The following is an 18576-nucleotide window of genomic DNA, read 5'->3' on the forward strand; positions in this document are numbered from 1 at the left end:
CTCACCGTACGTTCCAGTAAGCAGCCAGCAGAAGGAGCAGAAAGTGAATAACCTCAAACCGGATGGCTATAGGGGCCTGAAAGCCGTCTATTTCAATGGCACCTTGAAGCCCTCGCCGCAGCTCAGCAACACCGATGGCCTGATCAAAATCAGCCGGGACATCATGGAGAAGCAGGGCGTCACTACCCGGCTTATCCGGACGGTGGACCATGACATTGCCAGTGGTGTCTATCCGGACATGCGCGAGCACGGCTGGAAGACCGATGAGTGGCCGGAGATCTACCCTGAAGTTCGCGACGCCAACATCGTCGTGATTGCCGGGCCCATCTGGCTGGGGGACAACTCGTCACAAACCAAAAAGCTCATCGAACGGTTGTACGCCCACTCGGGCGAGTTGACCAGCAAAGGCCAATGGGCGTTCTACCCCAAAGTGGGCGGGTGCCTGATCACCGGCAACGAGGACGGCATCAAGCACTGTTCCATGAACGTGCTGTACAGCCTCCAACACATTGGCTTCACCATTCCTCCCCAGGCCGACGCCGGATGGATTGGCCCGGTTGGCCCCGGGCCCAGCTATCTTGATGAAGGATCGGGCGGACCGGAGAGTGATTTTACTAACAGGAACGTCACTTTCATGACGTGGAACCTGCTCCATATGGCCAAGCTCCTGCGGGATGCCGGGGGAATCCCCGCCTACGGCAACCTGCCTGAGGAATGGAAGGCGGGCACCCGCTTCGATTTCGAAAACCCGGAATACCGCTGAACTGAAAATTGCCACACGCGGAATACCGCTGAGCCGCAAGGACTTCTACTACATATGACTTACAAGAGCCCCCTGTTGTCGCGCCCTGGCGCCGTTGAAGATACCGGCCTCGACGCCGGCGTAGCGGCACATTATGGCGAGCCGTTGCGTGAGCAGCGCGCTCTGGCAACCGGTACCGCCGTCGTGGACCTTTCGCATCGAGGCGTGGTGACCGTGGCAGGCCCGGATCGGCTCAGTTGGCTCAACACGCTCTCGTCCCAGCAACTCACCAACCACCAGCCCGGGGTGGCCAGCGAACTGCTGCTGCTCAGTGTTCAGGGCCGGATTGAGTTTGATGCCCGTGTCATTGACGATGGCGGCACTACGTGGTTGATCGTGGAGACCGCCGAGGCAGGTCCGCTGGCCGAGTGGCTGAACAGGATGAAGTTCATGCTCCGCGTGGAGATCCAGGACGTCTCCGGGCAATGGGCTGTGGTGGGTGCCACCAAGCCCGTGGAACAGCTTTCCGGTGGCTTGGTATGGGAGGATCCCTGGCCTCACGTCAGCCCTGGCGGCTATGCCTACAGCATCGTCCCCGAGGAATCACATCCAGGGCTCGAGCGCCCTTGGTTCGAGTACCTTGTCCCGCGCGCCGAGCTGGAACAAGCTGTGGAAGGCCTGCCCCTGGCCGGTGCCATGGCTGCAGACGCGTTGCGGATTGCTGCCTGGCGGCCCCGTTTGGGTGCCGAGACCGATGAGAAGACTATTCCGCACGAGCTTGATCTTTTGAGGACCTCGGTGCACCTGAACAAGGGCTGCTACAAGGGTCAGGAGACTATTGCCCGCGTCCACAACCTCGGCCATCCGCCGCGGCGGCTCGTGTTCTTGCAGCTTGATGGCTCACAGCACACGTTGCCGGCCGTTGGCAGTGTTGTATTTGCCGGGGAGCGCAAGGTAGGTACTCTGACATCGGTGGCGCAGCACTTTGAGATGGGCCCTGTTGCTTTGGCCGTTATTAAGCGGTCCATTTCGGCGGAGGAAACCCTGACGGTGATGGACGGCGAGGAGCCTTACATCGCAGCCCAGGAAGTGATCGTCGCCCCCGACGCCGGCCAGGTTGTCGGGCGCCAGACCGGATTCCTGAAGGGACCCCACCGATGAGCCAAGCTACAGGCCCCGACGACGAAACGTTGGCCCTGGCCCATGCCCTGTTCGATGCTGCCCGCGAAGGGGACGCCGAGCTGCTGCGCGGCTACCTAAACGCCGGCGCTCCTGCCACGCTAACAAACGCCGCCGGCGACTCCCTCCTGATGCTTGCGGCCTATCACGGCCACGAGGAAGCCGTACAGCTCATCCTCCATCACGGCGCTGACGTCAATGCCCCCAACGACCGCGGGCAGACCCCACTCGCCGGAGCGGTCTTCAAGGGATACACCGGAGTTGCCCGGGTCTTGTTGGATGCCGGGGCGGATCCCGACGCCGGTACGCCTTCTGCGCGCGATGCCGCCACGATGTTCGCCAGGTCAGAAATTCAGGCCCTACTGGGCTAACGCAGCTTGTGTATGGAAAGCCCGGCCGCTTCGCGGCCGGGCTTTCTTGCGTCCAGCCTTTCTTGCGTCCAGATACTCCACGTGGAATAGTTGTTGTGGACTATTTGATCCGGAAGGGGGTAATCGTGCCCAAAGTCGCTGAACTGACCCCGCTCGGCGTGGCCTCATTGGCCCTTCTCGCGGAGGAGCCCATGCACCCGTACGAGATGTACCAGTTGTTGATGGCCCGTCACGAAGACCGCTTGGTCAAAGTGCGCCCCGGCACCCTCTATCACGCCATGGGCAGGCTCGAGGAAAACGGGCTTGTGGAGGCCACGGGAACAGAGCGCGAAGGCAACCGTCCCGAACGCACCACGTACCGGATTACCTCCGCCGGACATGTTGCCTTGGATGCACGGTTACAGGCCATGCTCTCCACGCCCGTCAACGAATACCCCGTCTTTCCCCACGCAATTGCCGAGGCCCACCACCTTCCCGCCGCAGTGGTGATGGAGTTGTTGGAGGAGAGGGTTGTGGCACTGAAAGCCGATCTCGACTTCCTCGTCCGCGCCGAGGCCACCGTGACGACCAAAGGGCTGGACCGTAAGTACTGGATCGACATCACGTATCAACAAGCAATGCGCAGAACGGAGATCGCGTGGATCCGCGGCCTCCTTGAGGAGTTGGGAAACGGGCATCTGCCCTGGGATGAACCCCAACCAGCTCCAACCGAACTTTCAAACAAGCCAAAGGAATCCCTTGGAAAACGTAGCTAAGCCGTGGCCCGCGCTCTGGTCACTCGTGGTGGGCTTCTTCATGATCCTCATCGACACCACCATCGTGTCGGTCGCGAACCCGCGGATCATGGAGGGCCTCAACACGGACATCAACGCCGTCATCTGGGTCACCAGCGCCTACCTGCTGGCCTATGCCGTCCCACTGCTGATTACGGGCAGGCTGGGTGACCGCTTCGGACCCAAGAACCTGTACCTGATCGGCCTGGTGGTGTTTACGCTCGCCTCCCTGTGGTGTGGGCTTTCCGGCGACATCACCATGTTGATCGCTGCCCGTGCCGTGCAAGGCTTGGGCGCCGCCATGATGACTCCCCAAACAATGGCCGTGATTACGCGTATCTTCCCGCCGGACCGCCGTGGCGCAGCCATGGGGTTGTGGGGAGCAACTGCAGGCATGGCGGTACTGGTAGGTCCGATCCTTGGCGGCCTGCTGGTGGACAGCCTCGGCTGGGAATGGATCTTCTTCGTCAACGTTCCGATCGGAATCGTGGCCTTCATCCTGGTGATGCGTTTCGTGCCGAAACTTACTACTCACACCCACACGTTCGACGTCGTGGGCGTGGTGCTATCCGCCGTCGGTATGTTCCTGCTGGTGTTTGGCATTCAGGAAGGCCAAACGTACAAATGGGGAACGGTTACCGGCTTTGTCTCAGTCTGGGGTTTGATCATCACTGGACTTGTGGTTCTGGTGCTGTTTGTGGCCTGGCAGTGGCTTCTCGAACGCCGCGGCGGGGAACCACTGCTGCCGCTGGGCCTGTTCAAAGAACGTAATTTCTCCCTGGGCAACGCCACCATTATGGCCGTGGGCTTCACGGTGACGGCCTTCCCGCTGCCCACCATTTTCTACTACCAGACGGTGCGGGGCTTGACGCCAACACAGTCTGCATTGTTGATGATTCCCATGGCCGTAATCTCGGGTGCGCTCGCTCCGTTCGTTGGCAAGCTCATAGACCGTGCCAACCCGCGCTGGTTCGCGTCCTTCGGCCTCGTCTGCCTCTCCGGAGCACTGTTCTGGACCGCGTCCCTGCTGGGCCCGGACACGCCCATCTGGATGTTCCTGCTGCCCAGTGCGCTGCAGGGTGTTGCCAACGCCTTCATCTGGGGGCCGGTGTCCAACGCGACTACCCGCAACCTGGAACCACGCCAGGCAGGGGCCGGCTCCGGTGTCTTCAACACCACGCGCCAAATCGGTGCTGTCCTTGGGTCGGCTGCCATCGCTGCCCTCATCCAGTCCCGGCTCGCCGCGGAGTTGCCTGCAGCTCCAGCGGGCGCACCCGTAGGCGAAGCCTCCATGAATGGAGTGTTGCCTGAGGCGCTCCACGCGGGATTCTCGACGGCAATGAGCCAGTCCATCTTGCTGCCCGCCTGCGCGATCCTCTTGGGCGCAGTGGTGGCAATGTTCTTTGGCAAGCCGAAGTCCGTCAGCGGTTGGGCCGGAAAGACCACTGGGGTACCGGCCGTGCAGGAATCTGTCGGCAAGTAGCGCAAACTGTAGGCAGTAGCGCTGCAAACGGTAAAGACCAGCCCACTTTTGGGCCGGTCTTTACTTGTTCCAGGGCAGGACCAGTCCTCTACGGGTTCAAAGCCGGGCCGGTTCGGTACCTTGTCAGCCGAGGATGACGCTGGCGTGGAGCCCGCCCGTGGCAAAGCCAAGGCTGCGGGCCATCGCGAGCGCACCGGTATTGCTGACGTCGGCCTTCCACTGGAGGGTCAGGCCCGATGCCAAAGCCTCGTGCGCAGTGATGGATGCAGCCAGGGTGCCCAAACCTCGCCGTCGCCAGGGAGGCGCAACCAGAACGCCCATGTTGGCCAGAATGCCTTCCCACTCGGAATAGGCTCCGCAGGCCACGGGCGTGGGCTGATCATCCTCTGGGTGCATGATGGTAAAGCGATGCTCGAGTCCTTGAATGCCCACCTCATTGACGTCATCCGGAGGGCACAAGCTTTCCAGGCTGATGGCTTCAGGGTTGCCGTGGGAAACCGTGAGCTCCTCGGAAGGTTGCTGAAGCGGGAGGTCGTCGGCAAAGAACAAGGCGGAGGATCCGAGCCCGTGTCCGCCGTGAGATCGCGTAATGGTCAACAGCGTCACGTGTTGGGCGAGCTCGGTATCGGGAATGGATGCCGCCGCATCAAGTGCCCACTGCGGTCCCACGAGCGCCGAGACGCCGAAGAGGCGAAGGAAAACCAAGGTCCGCGCCGAATCGTCCACGCGGGAGATGCGGTTGCCGATGTCCCCGGGGTCAGCCACTGACGTGGCGAGCCGGGCAGCAGCGGTGGCGAAAGCGTCGTCGTCGAGCCCCAAACGGCGAGCCCACGCCAGCTGGATAATGGCAGCGGACGCGGGCTCTAGAGTCATGGATTCAGCCTAGCCGACTAGCCGAACAGCACAGACGCTTCGTCGTAGCGGTGTTGCGGCACGGTCTTGAGCTTGCCCAGGGCTTCCTCGAAGCCCACATGGGAGATGTCCGTGCCCTTCAGGGCCACCATGGTTCCCCAGCGGCCTTCCACTACGGAATCAATTGCGGCCATGCCCAAGCGAGTCGCCAGGACGCGGTCAAAGGCGGTGGGAACGCCACCACGTTGGATGTGGCCGAGGATCGTCGCCCGGGTTTCGATGCCCGTGCGGGCCTCGATCTCTGGTGCCAACTGGTCAGCGATACCACCCAGGCGGGGCCGGCCGAATGTATCCAAGCCTCGTTCGGAGTGCGGGGACTCCATGTGCTCCGGAACGAAGCCTTCGGCAACTACTACCAGCGGGGCGCGGCCACGATCGTGGGCCTCCTGGACCCATTCGGTGATCTGTTCAATGCTTGCCTTCTGCTCCGGGATCAGGATGGCGTGGGCGCCGGCTGCCATGCCTGCGTGCAAGGCGATCCAGCCCACGTGGCGGCCCATCACTTCGGCGATCATGCAGCGGTGATGGGATTCTCCGGTGGTGCGGAGACGGTCGATGGCCTCCGTGGCAATCTGCACGGCGGTATCGAAACCGAAGGTGTAGTCAGTGGCATCGAGGTCGTTGTCCACGGTTTTGGGGACGCCGACGATCTTCAGGCCGGCGTCGGTGAGGCGCTTTGCAGCTGCCAGTGTTCCCTCTCCGCCGATTGCGATGATGGCGTCAACGCCAAGGCGTTCCATGTGCGCCTTGATGACATCAGGGCCACCCCCGTTCTCGAACGGGTTGGTACGGGAGGTACCCAGAATGGTGCCACCCTGCTTGGCGATACCGCGGACCATGGTGCGGGGGATGTCGATCACATCGCCTTCGACAACGCCGCGCCAGCCGTCGCGGAAGCCCACAAACTCCTGGCCGTGGATGGCAATGCCCTTGAGGACTGATCCCCGGATCACTGCATTGAGGCCGGGGCAGTCGCCACCGCTGGTAAGAATGCCAATTTTCATGTTTGCTCACTCATGGCTTGGAGGAATACGTGCAGAGCGCCACGCTGAGCTCCCCATGATTGTAGACGGGCATGTGGGGTGGGACACAAACGGTTACTTTTGACCCCGGCGGTGCGGTAGCGGAAACCTGCCCGAAAACAGCGAAACGCCCCGCCAACCGGCAGGGCGTTTCGTTGAATTCAGCTAGCTGTAACCGGCAACTACCGAGAGCGTTGGGTGATGAAGGATTCGAGGGGGATCTTGTTGTTCTGGTCCGGCAGGATCAGCCAGCCCAGGATGTAGACCACGAATGCGGGACCGGGCAGCAGGCAGAAAAGCAGGAAAGCCACCCGAACGTACGCTACGTCTACCCGGAGCTTTGCTGCGATTCCTCCGCAGATCCCGCCGATCCAACGCTGCGGACCACGCTTCAGGCCGAAGCCCCTGACGATGCTGAAGAACTTGTCCATGGCTACACCCTTCCCTGTTGCGGTTGCTTTGTCACGTTGCTGTGTCCGGTCACTTGGCCGGGCTCTTTGGTGTGCTTGAACCCTTACGGGCTGACAGTAGCCCGCCGACCACCAGTGCCGCGCCCGCACCGATCATCAAGCCGATCAGCACATACGTACCGTTCAACGTAACCCAGCCGAGTGTGGAGATGACGATCAGGGCGGCGAGGGCGATCACAATCAACCCCCACACCACTGTTCCTATGCGTGCCTGCCGGGGTTCGTCGTCGTCCGTGTGTTCCACTGCGAAGCTGGGCTCCAAGGGCGGCGTGAGCGGGATCTGCCGGAGGCTCGGTTTCGGAAGGGCCTCCGTGGGGCGGGTTTCCCTGGGCAGGGCCTCCGTGGGGCGGGTTTCAGCAGGACGTTGCTCCCTGGGCAGCGGCTCTGTTGGCTGCGCGTCGCGTGCCTTGCCTGGCTCGTTGGTGCTCATGTCAGTTTCCTTCCTGGATGGTCACGTTGCTGAACGTGCCGTCAATTTCCACCACGAGGTTGGCCCCCGGCTTTTCAGTGTTGTAGAGCGTCCTCTCGTCCTGGAGGCGGCCACCGCGGTCTGTGCCACGTTCGTTGAGGTTGCCGAAGGTCATATCGGCCCTGACCTCCACGGGAACATCATCGGGAATGATGACGGTGACGTTGCTGGCTGTGGCATCAACCGGAATCAGCACCTCGGAGATCAGCGGAGGCGTCAGGACGATGTCGCTTAAGTCCACCCGTCCTTGCGCCCCTGTGACGTCGATGCCAAGCCGTGCCTGCTCCAGGCTGGTAGGTGCCCAATTCACGTCATGGAAGGTGAAGCGGTCTCCGTTCCTTGGAACCACATTGAAGATTCCACCGATGATCAGAGCCACCACTGCGAGGAAGCCAAGGAACCCCGAGGTCCGCCCGCGAAGTCCGGCGATGAGGATGCCCAAGCCAAGTACGGCCGCGCCTGTAGCCCACACCACGGCGTTACCCGAGTTGCCCAACTCAATGACGTTGCCGGCGTCGAGCGCTTTCAACGTTCCACCGGCGAGCAGCGCTGCACCGGCTGACACTGAGACGATTGCAGCTCCCGCACCCTTACGCTTTGGAGCGGCGGGTTTCGGGTGCCATTCGTGCGGGGGAGTGGGACCGTAAGGGGGACGCGGGCCGGATGGCGTGGAGCCTGACCGGCCGCCCGCGCCGTAGCCACTGGCTGCGCCGTAGCTACCAGCGGGGCCGTGGGCGCCGCCTGCGGAAGGAGGCCCATAGGTTTTACTGCCCGGTTGGCCCGCGCCGTACACGGGTACGCCGGTATTGGTGCCGGTGGTTGTGGTGGACGCGAACGACCTCGGCGTGCCGTAGCCCGTGCCGCCCGGAGCGGCGGAATACGGCGTGGCGGAGTAGTTTTGCTGGCCCACAGTCGAAGTTCCCTTTGGGGCTTTGTTCCGTTGGACCAGGAAATAGATGAGGTAAAAAACGCCGCCCATCCAGAACAGCGTCCAGAACACGCCCGGCAGTCCATCCCAGCCCCAACCCCAGAAGCCGCGGCCCAGGCTCGGCAGGCCGATGATGGTGGTGATCAACGCGCCGGTCATGCCCCCTGACCACCGGCCCGCGGCGGCTTCCTGTACATGGATCCGGCCGTCAGGCTCAGGCAGGAGCGCCCAGGCAACGCCGTAAAGCAGTACACCTACGCCTGCAAAGAGTGCCAGGACAATGAAGATGCCCCTCACAATCAGGGGGTCGATGCCGAACCGGTGGGCCACACCGCTCGCCACGCCGCCGATCCAACGGTCTGGTCCCCGGCGGATGCCTTGGTTGCGGATCCAGTCGAAGAAGTTCTGCTGGGAGGTTGCCGGAGCGGCGCCGGTCGGCGTGTAGTTGCCGCTGGCGGGACCGGTTCCCGAAGGAGCCGCGGACTCTCCGGGTGTCCCCGAAGGTGTCCCGGATGTGGCGCCAGTGGCACCGGTGGAAGCGCCGGTATGGGCGCTGGAGCCGGATCCGCCGGCGGTGCCTGGCGTTCCGGGTTCCTCTGGGTTCATGCTGTTCGCGTTCATACTTCGATCCTGCCGTCCGGACCACCCTGTCCTCTACTGGGGGATACCCTGAATGATCCCTGAGGGACCCCCGAACAAGTCCGGTTTCCGGTCCGGGGCACCGGCGATCCGTGTTTGGATTGGTACATGACAACCGCTGTACAACGCCCCACGCTGGTCCGCAGCAGCGACCGCATGATCGCGGGCGTCTGCAGCGGACTCGCCGACCACCTGGGGTGGCCCGTCAAGCTCGTCCGGCTGGGCATGATCCTGGCCTGTTTCGCGGGCGGTGCAGGTGTGGCCTTCTACGCGTGGCTGTGGACCATGGTTCCTACCGCGGACGAGAACGCCGAGCGCAACGCCCGCCGGCCGGCGTCGCCCATTGCTCCTGCGGTGAGCCTGCCGTCTGCGTCCGTCCCCACCGCGGGCGCTTCCGCGCCGTCAAACACGTACGACGCCGGATCGTCGCCGACGGTGGCCGGCGCACCTCCGGTGTTCGGCTCCGTCCCGGGCGGCTCTCCTGTTCCTGGTTACAGCAGGGCCGGCAGTTCTGTCCCGGCCCGCAGTTCTGTGCCGGCTAGCGGTTTTGTGCCCGGCAACGGTCCTTTCCCGGCCGGTGATTCGGCACTCAGCGGCGGTTCCCTTGTGGGTCAGCCAGCCGACGGGCCTCCTTCGGGCACTGCAGGCGCCGAACCTGCTGCCTTCGGCAGCGCCTCATCAGCGTGGGACTGGGCCGGAAACCGGGACTGGGCGGGTTCCCGGGACGCCGCAGGCGAGGGCAGCGGAAGTACCTTGGCGTCCTGGTTCTCGTTCCGCAAGATCCAGTACGGCAAAGAAATTCTGCTCGGAGCGGCACTTCTCCTGGTTGCTGCAATCTTGATCGCCCGCCAGTTCGGCGTTGACGTCCCATTGGGCACACTCATTCCGGCCGCCGCCATCCTGGGTGGCGCTGCGATCGCTTGGATGCAGCTCGATGAGACCCGACGAGCCGGCTTGGTGGACAAAACAAAGGCCGACCAAGCAGGTGGATGGACGCGCCTGGCAGCGGGTTTGGCCTTGGTGGTGGCCGGCGTCCTGGTGATGGTGTCCGGTTCGGGATCCTGGGAGCAGACCTGGCTGGCGCTGCTGGCATCCGTGGCTGTCCTCGGCGGCGTTGCCCTGGTGCTGTTGCCGTGGGGCCTGAAATTCTGGAAGGACCTCGAAACCGAACGGGCCGGACGCGTCCGCGAAACTGAGCGCGCGGAGATCGCAGCACACTTGCACGACTCCGTGCTTCAAACCTTGGCGCTCATTCAACGGCGTGCGGGTTCCGAGCAGGATGTGGTGCGCCTCGCCAGGGCCCAGGAACGCGAGCTCCGGTCCTGGCTGTTCAGTGATCCTGCCAAGGAGTCCGGCCTACTGGCGGAACGGATCAAGGCAGTCGCGGCCGAGGTTGAGGACTCCCACGGGCATGCGGTGGAGGTGGTCACGGTCGGAGATACTGACATGACGGATCGGCATGAGGCCATGGTCCAGGCAGCCAGGGAGGCCATGCTCAATGCCGCCCGGCACGGGGGCGGAACAGTATCGGTGTACTTGGAAAGCACCGCCGGGAGTACGGAAATCTTCATCAAGGATCGCGGCCCGGGCTTCGACCCCGAAGCTGTCCCGGAAGACAGATTGGGCGTTAAGGAATCGATCATTGGCCGGATGAAGCGGCACGGCGGCACAGCGGTCATCAACAGCAGCAGCGATGGAACGGAAGTCCGTTTGGCCCTTCCGTCACTGAATGCAGACGCCGGCGAGCAGCGGAACGGCGACGTGCGGAACGGCGAACAGCGGAATGGAGAAGCGAAGCAATGAACAACAGCCCTGAAAACGGTGCCAGACGCAGGGTGCGCGTCGTCATAGTGGACGACCACACCATTTTCCGCTCCGGGTTGAAGGCGGACCTCGACGAACGCATTGATGTGGTGGGCGAGGCCGGAACCGTCGAGCAGGCCATCGCCGTCATAGCCGAGACCCGGCCTGAAGTGGTGCTCTTGGACGTCCACCTTCCCGGCGGTCTGGGTGGTGGCGGACGTGAAGTCATTGCCGGTTCCATGTCCTTGCTCACCTCCACCAGCTTTCTGGCCTTGAGCGTGTCCGACGCCGCTGAGGACGTAGTTTCGGTCATCCGGGCGGGTGCTCGCGGGTACGTCACCAAAACCATTTCCGGCAAGGAGATTTCCGATGCCGTCATCCGCGTGGCCGACGGCGACGCCGTCTTCTCTCCCCGTTTGGCAGGTTTCGTGCTGGACGCTTTCGGTACCGCACCTGCTGACATCGCCGACGACGAGCTGGACAAGCTTTCCGCCCGCGAACTTGAAGTCATGCGGCTCATCGCCCGGGGTTACAGCTACAAGGAGGTGGCCAAGGAGCTGTTCATCTCCATCAAAACGGTGGAGACGCATGTGTCGGCGGTCTTGAGGAAGCTCCAGCTTTCCAGCCGCCACGAACTCACCAAGTGGGCGGCCGAACGCCGCCTCCTCTGACGCTCTCTCACTTCCCGTCGGGATTTCCCGACCCCTCTCTCACTTCCCGTCGGGATTTCCCGACCCCTCTCTCACTTCCCGCGCCTTAAACGCAAACGCTCTTCCACCTGTCACGGTGGAAGAGCGTTTGCGTTGGCTGGTTGCTACTTGGCCTTGCCCAGGAACTCCTGCATGCGGCGGACACCCTCGGCGAGGTCGTCATCGCCCAGTGCGTAGGACAGCCGCACGTATCCGGAAGGGCCGAATGCCTCGCCCGGTACCACCGCAACTTCGACTTCGTCGAGGATGAGGGTGGCAAGTTCAGCCGAAGTCCGGGGCCGGACGGGACCGTTGGAGGTCTCGAATTCCTTACCCAGCAGTCCGCGAACGTCCGCGTAGACGTAAAAGGCGCCGGTCGGCGTCGGGCATTCAACGCCATCGATCGCGTTCAGGCCGGCAACGATCGCCTTGCGGCGGCGGTCGAAGGCAACCTTCATTTCGTCGACGGCGGTGAGCGGACCCGTGACGGCAGCGGCAGCGGCGATCTGCATGATGTTCGAGACGTTGGAGGTCGCGTGCGACTGCAGGTTGGTGGCTGCCTTGATGACGTCGGCCGGGCCGATCATCCAGCCCACCCGCCATCCGGTCATGGCGTATGTCTTGGCAACGCCGTTGAGGATGACAACTTTGTCGCCCAGTTCCGGCGCAGCGGTGGCGATGGAGGTGAACTCGACGTCGTCGTACGTCAGGTGCTCGTAGATCTCGTCGGTAACAACCCAAAGCCCCTTGGACGCGGCCCACTTGCCGATCTCCGCGACCTGCTCGGGGCTGTAAACGGCGCCGGTTGGGTTGGACGGGGAAACGAACAGCAGGATCTTGGTCCTGTCGGTCACAGCGGCCTCAAGCTGCTCGACGGTGACCAGGTAGCCCTGTTCAGGGCCGGCGAAGACCTCGACGGGCACGCCGCCGGCAAGGCGGATGGCCTCCGGGTACGTAGTCCAGAAGGGGGTGGGGATGATGACTTCGTCGCCTGGATCCACCAGGGTTGCGAACGTGTTGTAGACAGCCTGCTTGCCCCCGTTGGTCACCAGGACCTGGGACGGGTCCACCTCGTAACCGGAGTCCCGCAGGGTCTTTTCAGCGATGGCCTTCTTCAGCTCGGGGAGACCCCCGGCGGGGGAGTAGCGGTGGTACTTCGGTTGACCCGCTGCCTCAATGGCGGCCTGGACGATGTAGTCCGGGGTGGGGAAATCGGGTTCGCCGGCACCGAATCCGATCACGGGACGTCCCGCGGCCTTCAGTGCCTTGGCCTTGGCGTCAACGGCAAGGGTGGCGGATTCTGCAATGGCGGAGATTCGCTGTGAAATGCGGGCGGTAGTTGTTCCGGCAGACATCTATGTACCGTTCTTCGCAGGCAGCTCGGGGGCTGGATGATGGGATTCGACGTAAACTACCTTATGCTGTTCTGCGGAGCCCCCGGGTGCCTGCAGAACTTTGTGACTGATAATGCTGGTCACAGGCTTTTAGGGCTGGGAGGTCCGGAATCGGGCCGGTTCGACTATCGCGAAATTCTTGCGTAGACTGGTTCACCGGTGTTGAAAAGCACCACAGGCTGAAGTGCGGCCTGAAACATGGATTTGATCCATAGGGTAGTGGCGCAATTGGTAGCGCAGCGGTCTCCAAAACCGCAGGTTGCAGGTTCGAGTCCTGTCTGCCCTGCGCAAGCTGTTCCGGCGGAAACGCCGGGGCACGCGCAGCAACCATGGCTCTGATCAGAGTCGGGTCAACAACTTTGCAAGGTGAGTGAGGACCAGGTGACCGAAACAGCTGCCAGCAGCTCGAAGGGCCGTCCCGCCAAGAAAGCCGATCGTGGCTTCTTCGCCCGTATTGCACTCTTCGTCCGCCAGGTCATTGGTGAACTGAAGAAGGTTGTTGCGCCCACCCGCAAGGAACTGATCAATTACACGCTTGTGGTGCTGGTGTTTGTGGCCATCATGATGCTCATCGTCACCCTGCTGGACCTCGCTTTCGGCACAGGAGTCAGTTGGGTCTTTGGTGGGTCAGGGGCTACGGACCAATAAGCGGATCTGTCCGCAAACTGTGTGAAATTCCTTGTTGGATCAGGGATTTTGCGGGGTTTGCGGAATTGAGCCATTTAAATAGGCATGTTAGGCAATGAGGAAGCAGGAGACCAAGTGTCTGAGCAGGAGCTCGAGGTAAACGAGACTGAGCTGGGCGGATCCGCCGAGGACTCAGCCGACGCCACGGCTATTGTCGTGGAAGAGTCCGAGGTTGATTCTGCTGCGCCCGAATCTGCCGACGCCGACGATTCCGAAGAGGACTTCGAAGCTGACGTGGACGCCGAGTCTGATGACGCGTCCGACGCCGACGAAGCCGACGCTTCGGAAGAGTCCGACGGCGACGACCTGGCAGCCGCTGCTGCTGCAGCGCCGGCCGACCCGGCCGAAGAATTCAAGGGCAAGCTGCGCCGCCAGGAAGGTGACTGGTACGTCATCCACTCCTACGCAGGTTACGAGAACCGCGTGAAGGCCAACCTTGAGACCCGCATCCAGACCCTGGACATGGAAGATTACATCTTCGAAATCCAGGTGCCCATGGAAGAGGTCGTCGAGATCAAGAACGCGCAGCGCAAGGTCATCAACCGCGTACGCATTCCCGGCTACGTCCTGGTCCGTATGGATCTGACCGACGCTTCCTGGGGCGCCGTGCGTCACACGCCGGGTGTCACCGGATTCGTGGGTAACGCACACAACCCCGTCCCGCTGCGCCTCGATGAGGTCTTCTCCATGCTCGCCCCGGTCTTCGAAGAAGAGCAGGCAGAGCAGGGCAAGCCCGTCAACAAGCAGAACCAGGCTCCTGTGGCCGTCGACTTCGAGGTCGGCGAGTCGGTCATCGTCAAGGAAGGTCCGTTCGAGACCCTCCCGGCTACGATCTCCGAGATCAAGCCCGAGTCCCAGACCCTGGTGGTTCTGGTCTCGATCTTCGAGCGCGAAACCCCGGTAACGCTCGCATTCAATCAGGTCACCAAGATCTAGCTGATTCCAAAATTTCGCTCCAGTCCTGCCTGCTTAGCAGCTCGGGAGCGGCCGGCCGCCTCGCCATGGCGGCCACCAACCTGGGACGCGCTCCTGTGTCCCAGGAAGCTATTGAGAGAAGGACCCTACATTGGCTCCCAAGAAGAAGGTCACCGGCCTCATCAAGCTGCAGATCCAGGCAGGTGCCGCTAACCCGGCTCCGCCGATCGGTCCTGCGCTTGGCCAGCACGGTGTCAACATCATGGAATTCTGCAAGGCGTACAACGCTGCAACGGAATCCCAGCGCGGAAACGTTATCCCGGTTGAAATCACGGTCTACGAAGACCGTTCCTTCACCTTCATCACCAAGACCCCGCCGGCTGCAGAGCTCATCAAGAAGGCTGCAGGCGTCGCCAAGGGTTCGGCTACCCCGCACACCGTCAAGGTTGCCAAGCTGACCCAGGCGCAGGTTGAGGAAATTGCTTCCACCAAGATGGAAGACCTCAACGCCAACGACATCAAGGCAGCTGCCCTGATCATCGCCGGCACCGCCCGTTCCATGGGCATCACCGTAGAAGGCTAGTAACCTTCGAAGGCCCTGTGGCCTTCACCCGCCGGGCAACCGGCATCTGAAACATTGAAATGTCGCAGGATCCTTGCCGGATCCTCGGCTTGTGGCAGGGCCCAGCGCGGTCCGCAGACCACAACTGCACAAGGAGAAATAGCAGCATGGCAAAGCGCAGCAAAGCATATGAGGCAGCCGTAGCCAAGATCGAGGCAGACAAGGTCTACGCCCCGATCGAGGCCATTACCCTCGCGAAGGACACCAATCCTTCCAAGTTCGACGCAACCGTTGAGGTCGCTTTCCGCCTGGGCGTTGACCCGCGTAAGGCTGACCAGATGGTTCGTGGCACCGTCAACCTGCCTCACGGCACCGGTAAGACTGCCCGCGTCCTCGTTTTCGCAACCGGCGACAAAGCTGAAGCAGCAATCGCTGCCGGCGCCGACTTCGTTGGTTCCGATGACCTGATCGAAAAGATCGCAGCCGGCTGGACCGACTTCGATGCCGCAGTGGCAACCCCTGACCTCATGGGCAAGGTTGGCCGTCTGGGTAAGGTCCTCGGCCCGCGTAACCTGATGCCGAACCCGAAGACCGGTACGGTTACCCCGGATGTCACCAAGGCTGTCAACGACATCAAGGGTGGCAAGATCGACTTCCGCGTCGACAAGCACTCCAACCTGCACTTCATCATCGGCAAGGTGTCTTTTGACATCGACAAGCTTGCTGAGAACTACGCAGCCGCACTGGAAGAGGTGCTTCGTCTGAAGCCGTCCGCTTCCAAGGGCCGCTACATCCAGAAGGCCACCGTTGCCACCACGTTCGGTCCGGGCATCACCGTTGACCCGAACGTCACCAAGGTCCTCGTCGACGCCTAAGCTTCGCGAGCACTTGCTCTGATAAAAGGACCGTCCGGCTTTGCCGGGCGGTCCTTTTTCTTGCCTTGTTCCCTGTTCACCGTCAGTGGTGCGCCGTAGGCTGTGGTGCGTGTCGTCGTCGAACTCTCACGCCCTTGCCGGGTTGTCCGTAGAACGGATTCCGGTCCCCACAAGTCCCGACGCGAGCGGGGCGCCGGATTTCCGCGCCTTCCATGATCTGGATGTTGCCCACCACCTGGATCTCTGGGGCAACCTGGACCGTTGCTCCACTCTGGCTGAAGCTGTCCTCTTCTGGCAGGGCAATGAATACGAAGAACGGCATGCCTTTTTGGCTTGCTTCAAGGGAACCGTGGTTGGCAGCGGCACTCTGACATTGCCCTTGAGCGAAAACACGACGACGGCGGGTGTGGACGTCTTGGTGGACGCCGACTACCGTCGACGCGGCATTGGGACGAAGATCCTCGAGATGCTGGAGCAGCAGGCCCGCGATCGGGACCGCGTGTCCTTTGACGCGTTTTGCGCGGAGCCTCTCCGGCTCCTGACCCCGGGCGGTGAGTTGCTGGAAGCAAAGTCCGGCACGGGCGGCGTCCCTCTGGATTCGGCGTCCACGCGGTTTGCACTCCACCACGGGTATTCTCTGGAGCAGGTGGAAACCAACAGCACACTGGCCCTCCCGGTGGGGGCGGCGCTGCTGCAGGACCTCGAAACGCAGGCAGCGCAGCGGGCAGCCGACTACAGCTTCGTCGGGTGGCAGGACCGCTGCCCTGATGAGCTCGTAGACGTGTTTGCCAAGCTTAAAAGCCTCATGAGCACCGAGGTGCCCATCGCAGGACTGGGCTGGGAGGGCGAGGAATGGGATGCCAACCGCGTCCGTCTCGAGGAATCAACATGGCTGGCAGGCGGCGTCGCTTCCACCGTTGCCGTTGCCCGCCACGATGCCACGGGGGAGTTGGCGGCGTACACCACGCTCACCCACCGCGAGGCTACCCCTGGCATGGTCTATCAAGAGGACACCTTGGTGGCTCCAGGGCATCGAGGGCATGGCCTTGGCATGCTGGTCAAGATTGCCAATCTCCGCCGCATTCAGGAGCTGTGGCCGGCCGCCACATCGGTAATGACATGGAACGCCAATGAAAACCAGCATATGCTGGCCATAAATATCGCCCTGGGGTTCAAGCCTTCCGGCTTTGACGGCGAATGGCAGAAACGGCTGGAATGACTGTAGACGAGGCGAAGACCGTTCAAGTCGAGCAGCTGTGGGTTCCTGACACCCTTGACAGCCCCGACGCCGCTGATTTCCTGGACGCCGTGGAAGTAGGACGCCGGGTTCGCATGGAGACCTGGGGGAGTGACGACCTCGCTTATACGCCCTTGGAAAAGCTGTTGGAGCTTTCTGACCCCTATGAGCGCCAAGTCATTCTGGTGGGGAAAGTAGACGGCGTCATTGTGGGCACCGTGGATATTGCCTTGCCGCTTGCGGACAACCTTGACCTGGCTGAGTTCACCTTGGACATCCTTCCCGAGTTCCAGGGGCAGGGTGTCGGACGTCAGTTATTGGAAGCCGCGGAGCAGCTCGCCCGGGCTGAGGGGCGCATCATGGCCCTGGTGGATACCAATCATCCGGCCACGTCCCTCACTGAAATACCCGAGGACCAGTTGATCCCGGGCAGCGGTGCTGGTTTTGTCCCCGTGAGCAGCAGGGAAGTGGATTTTGCCAAGCGGGCCGGGTACACCCTTCAGCACATAGAACAGTTCAGCTCCTGCGTGTTGCCTCTGGATTCCAAGCTTGTGGGGGATCTGCAGCTTGAGGCCGAGGAAGCCAACGGCGGCCGGTACACCTTGCACCACTGGACGGACCGCTGCCCCGAACCCTGGCTGGAAGCCGTGGCTGAATTGGAGAACGCAGCCGGCGAGGTGGTCCGTGACGAGGGGGACGAAGACGCGCCTGAAGTTGAAGCGAGCGGGATGGTGTTCGATGCAGCGGTCCTGCGCGAAACCGAGGACGCCGCATTGGCGCAGGGCCGACGCACGGTGGTGACCGCCGTCGAGCATATAGAGACCGGACGATTGGTGGGCCTGACCACCATCAGCGTCCTGGCGCACCGTCAGGACGTGGTCTTCCAAGACGATACTTTGGTCCTGCAGGAGCATCGGGGGAACAAGCTCGGCTTGTTGATTAAGGTTGCCAACATGGAACGGCTGAGTGAGCAATTCCCGGACGCCCGGGTCATCTATACCTGGAATGCGCCGGAGAACAGGTACCTCCTGACCGTGAACAAGCAGCTGGGATTCACTACTGCCGGCGTCACGGGACTGTGGCAGAAGGAACTCCCGGGCAGGTTGTCGGGAGCAACGTCGTCGGACTAGGCAGGGCCGATTTGGTTTGCTGAACACTCTCCCGTAACCTTGAAGTACCAAAGACCGTCGGTTGATGGGAATCCACTCTTTCGAGCACAGCTCAATTCTGTAGCTGCGCCCCTGAGGTAAAAGTGAATTCCTTGACGAAGGACCCTGAACATAGGGCGGCCGGCGCAGGTGAACGAAGCAAGTCTCCACGGATCAAACTGTGTTGAGCCAAGCCCCGTGCATCTGCGCGGGGCGTTTTTAGTTTTAGCTCTCGTGAGCGGGGACCCGGAAGACCGGCTTTATTCCCCGGAAGGAGG

19 protein-coding genes and 1 tRNA gene are annotated in these 18576 nt (G+C 62.3%); 14 read left to right on the forward strand and 6 right to left on the reverse strand.

Annotated elements, in window-relative coordinates; translation table 11 throughout:
• Nucleotides 1-43 precede the first annotated feature (43 nt).
• The 5 genes from J7I86_RS08120 (at nt 44) to J7I86_RS08140 (ending at nt 4548) form a co-directional block, all read left to right on the forward strand.
• Nucleotides 44-763, forward strand: a complete 720-nt coding sequence (locus J7I86_RS08120) for a flavodoxin family protein (protein WP_214818946.1) — start codon at nt 44-46, stop codon at nt 761-763.
• Between the two features lie 54 nt (nt 764-817).
• Nucleotides 818-1903: a folate-binding protein YgfZ gene (locus tag J7I86_RS08125; RefSeq protein WP_214818948.1), complete on the forward strand. Its 1086-nt coding sequence runs from the start codon at nt 818-820 to the stop codon at nt 1901-1903.
• Nucleotides 1900-2292 carry an ankyrin repeat domain-containing protein gene (locus J7I86_RS08130; RefSeq protein ID WP_214818951.1) on the forward strand — a complete coding sequence of 131 codons (393 nt, stop codon included), beginning with the start codon at nt 1900-1902 and terminating at the stop codon, nt 2290-2292. The genes J7I86_RS08125 and J7I86_RS08130 overlap by 4 nt, the downstream gene beginning before the upstream one ends.
• 125 nt (nt 2293-2417) lie before the next feature.
• A complete protein-coding gene (locus J7I86_RS08135; protein WP_214818953.1) occupies nt 2418-3047 on the forward strand; it encodes a PadR family transcriptional regulator in 630 nt (209 codons plus the stop codon).
• Complete coding sequence (locus J7I86_RS08140) at nt 3031-4548, forward strand: DHA2 family efflux MFS transporter permease subunit (RefSeq protein ID WP_214818957.1); 1518 nt, start codon at nt 3031-3033, stop codon at nt 4546-4548. The genes J7I86_RS08135 and J7I86_RS08140 overlap by 17 nt, the downstream gene beginning before the upstream one ends.
• Nucleotides 4549-4671: 123 nt before the next feature.
• On the opposite strand, the gene J7I86_RS08145 is transcribed toward J7I86_RS08140, so the two are convergent.
• The 5 genes from J7I86_RS08145 to J7I86_RS08165 form a co-directional block, all read right to left on the reverse strand.
• The gene (locus tag J7I86_RS08145) at nt 4672-5421 is read right to left on the reverse strand and encodes a GNAT family N-acetyltransferase (RefSeq protein ID WP_214818958.1); all 750 of its coding nucleotides are present in this window, start codon (nt 5419-5421) and stop codon (nt 4672-4674) included.
• Nucleotides 5422-5438: 17 nt separating this feature from the next.
• Nucleotides 5439-6464 carry a 6-phosphofructokinase gene (locus J7I86_RS08150; RefSeq protein ID WP_214818959.1) on the reverse strand — a complete coding sequence of 342 codons (1026 nt, stop codon included), beginning with the start codon at nt 6462-6464 and terminating at the stop codon, nt 5439-5441.
• Nucleotides 6465-6664: 200 nt separating this feature from the next.
• Nucleotides 6665-6913, reverse strand: a complete 249-nt coding sequence (locus tag J7I86_RS08155) for a PspC domain-containing protein (protein ID WP_214818960.1) — start codon at nt 6911-6913, stop codon at nt 6665-6667.
• A gap of 49 nt (nt 6914-6962) precedes the next feature.
• A complete protein-coding gene (locus J7I86_RS23250) occupies nt 6963-7382 on the reverse strand; it encodes a hypothetical protein (RefSeq protein ID WP_214818964.1) in 420 nt (139 codons plus the stop codon).
• 1 nt (nt 7383) lies between these two features.
• Nucleotides 7384-8970 carry a PspC domain-containing protein gene (locus J7I86_RS08165; RefSeq protein WP_214818965.1) on the reverse strand — a complete coding sequence of 529 codons (1587 nt, stop codon included), beginning with the start codon at nt 8968-8970 and terminating at the stop codon, nt 7384-7386.
• A 126-nt stretch (nt 8971-9096) separates the two neighbouring features.
• Here J7I86_RS08165 and J7I86_RS08170 point away from each other — a divergent pair, with 126 nt between their 5' ends.
• On the forward strand, nt 9097-10791 hold the full coding sequence (locus J7I86_RS08170; protein WP_214818968.1) for a PspC domain-containing protein: 1695 nt from the start codon (nt 9097-9099) through the stop codon (nt 10789-10791).
• Complete coding sequence (locus J7I86_RS08175; RefSeq protein ID WP_214818969.1) at nt 10788-11462, forward strand: response regulator transcription factor; 675 nt, start codon at nt 10788-10790, stop codon at nt 11460-11462. The genes J7I86_RS08170 and J7I86_RS08175 overlap by 4 nt, the downstream gene beginning before the upstream one ends.
• 143 nt (nt 11463-11605) lie before the next feature.
• Here J7I86_RS08175 and J7I86_RS08180 read toward each other — a convergent pair whose 3' ends face one another.
• Nucleotides 11606-12835, reverse strand: a complete 1230-nt coding sequence (locus tag J7I86_RS08180) for a pyridoxal phosphate-dependent aminotransferase (protein WP_214818970.1) — start codon at nt 12833-12835, stop codon at nt 11606-11608.
• A 252-nt stretch (nt 12836-13087) separates the two neighbouring features.
• Between J7I86_RS08180 and J7I86_RS08185 the strand changes: the two genes are divergently transcribed.
• From J7I86_RS08185 to J7I86_RS08215, 7 genes are all read left to right on the forward strand, one after another.
• Nucleotides 13088-13160: transfer RNA gene (locus J7I86_RS08185), tRNA-Trp, on the forward strand.
• 80 nt (nt 13161-13240) lie between these two features.
• Nucleotides 13241-13522, forward strand: coding sequence for a preprotein translocase subunit SecE (gene secE / locus J7I86_RS08190; RefSeq protein ID WP_159733538.1), 282 nt, complete (start codon nt 13241-13243; stop codon nt 13520-13522).
• A 114-nt stretch (nt 13523-13636) separates the two neighbouring features.
• A complete protein-coding gene (nusG, locus tag J7I86_RS08195; RefSeq protein WP_214818977.1) occupies nt 13637-14497 on the forward strand; it encodes a transcription termination/antitermination protein NusG in 861 nt (286 codons plus the stop codon).
• Nucleotides 14498-14627: 130 nt separating this feature from the next.
• Entirely contained in the window at nt 14628-15059 is a 432-nt protein-coding gene (rplK, locus tag J7I86_RS08200) for a 50S ribosomal protein L11 (RefSeq protein ID WP_011775609.1), read from the forward strand.
• A gap of 146 nt (nt 15060-15205) precedes the next feature.
• Entirely contained in the window at nt 15206-15913 is a 708-nt protein-coding gene (rplA, locus tag J7I86_RS08205) for a 50S ribosomal protein L1 (protein WP_214818980.1), read from the forward strand.
• Nucleotides 15914-16022: 109 nt separating this feature from the next.
• A complete protein-coding gene (locus J7I86_RS08210) occupies nt 16023-17132 on the forward strand; it encodes a GNAT family N-acetyltransferase (RefSeq protein ID WP_214818982.1) in 1110 nt (369 codons plus the stop codon).
• On the forward strand, nt 17111-18280 hold the full coding sequence (locus J7I86_RS08215; protein WP_214818984.1) for a GNAT family N-acetyltransferase: 1170 nt from the start codon (nt 17111-17113) through the stop codon (nt 18278-18280). Before J7I86_RS08210 ends, J7I86_RS08215 begins: the two co-directional genes overlap by 22 nt.
• Nucleotides 18281-18576: the final 296 nt, after the last annotated feature.

It is taken from the genome of Arthrobacter sp. ISL-95 (genome assembly GCF_018613695.1).
Taxonomy (GTDB): Bacteria; Actinomycetota; Actinomycetes; order Actinomycetales; family Micrococcaceae; genus Arthrobacter.

Excerpts from the sequence above, each read along its gene's own strand:
- J7I86_RS08175 (WP_214818969.1), top strand. The coding sequence starts at position 10,788 with ATGAACAACAGCCCTGAAAACGGTGCCAGACGCAGGGTGCGCGTCGTC.
- J7I86_RS08130 (WP_214818951.1), top strand. The coding sequence starts at position 1,900 with ATGAGCCAAGCTACAGGCCCCGACGACGAAACGTTGGCCCTGGCCCAT.
- J7I86_RS08180 (WP_214818970.1), bottom strand. The coding sequence starts at position 12,835 with ATGTCTGCCGGAACAACTACCGCCCGCATTTCACAGCGAATCTCCGCC.
- rplA (WP_214818980.1), top strand. The coding sequence starts at position 15,206 with ATGGCAAAGCGCAGCAAAGCATATGAGGCAGCCGTAGCCAAGATCGAG.
- J7I86_RS08155 (WP_214818960.1), bottom strand. The coding sequence starts at position 6,913 with ATGGACAAGTTCTTCAGCATCGTCAGGGGCTTCGGCCTGAAGCGTGGT.
- J7I86_RS08145 (WP_214818958.1), bottom strand. The coding sequence starts at position 5,421 with ATGACTCTAGAGCCCGCGTCCGCTGCCATTATCCAGCTGGCGTGGGCT.
- J7I86_RS23250 (WP_214818964.1), bottom strand. The coding sequence starts at position 7,382 with ATGAGCACCAACGAGCCAGGCAAGGCACGCGACGCGCAGCCAACAGAG.
- J7I86_RS08170 (WP_214818968.1), top strand. The coding sequence starts at position 9,097 with ATGACAACCGCTGTACAACGCCCCACGCTGGTCCGCAGCAGCGACCGC.
- J7I86_RS08150 (WP_214818959.1), bottom strand. The coding sequence starts at position 6,464 with ATGAAAATTGGCATTCTTACCAGCGGTGGCGACTGCCCCGGCCTCAAT.
- J7I86_RS08125 (WP_214818948.1), top strand. The coding sequence starts at position 818 with ATGACTTACAAGAGCCCCCTGTTGTCGCGCCCTGGCGCCGTTGAAGAT.
- J7I86_RS08165 (WP_214818965.1), bottom strand. The coding sequence starts at position 8,970 with ATGAACGCGAACAGCATGAACCCAGAGGAACCCGGAACGCCAGGCACC.
- J7I86_RS08215 (WP_214818984.1), top strand. The coding sequence starts at position 17,111 with ATGGCAGAAACGGCTGGAATGACTGTAGACGAGGCGAAGACCGTTCAA.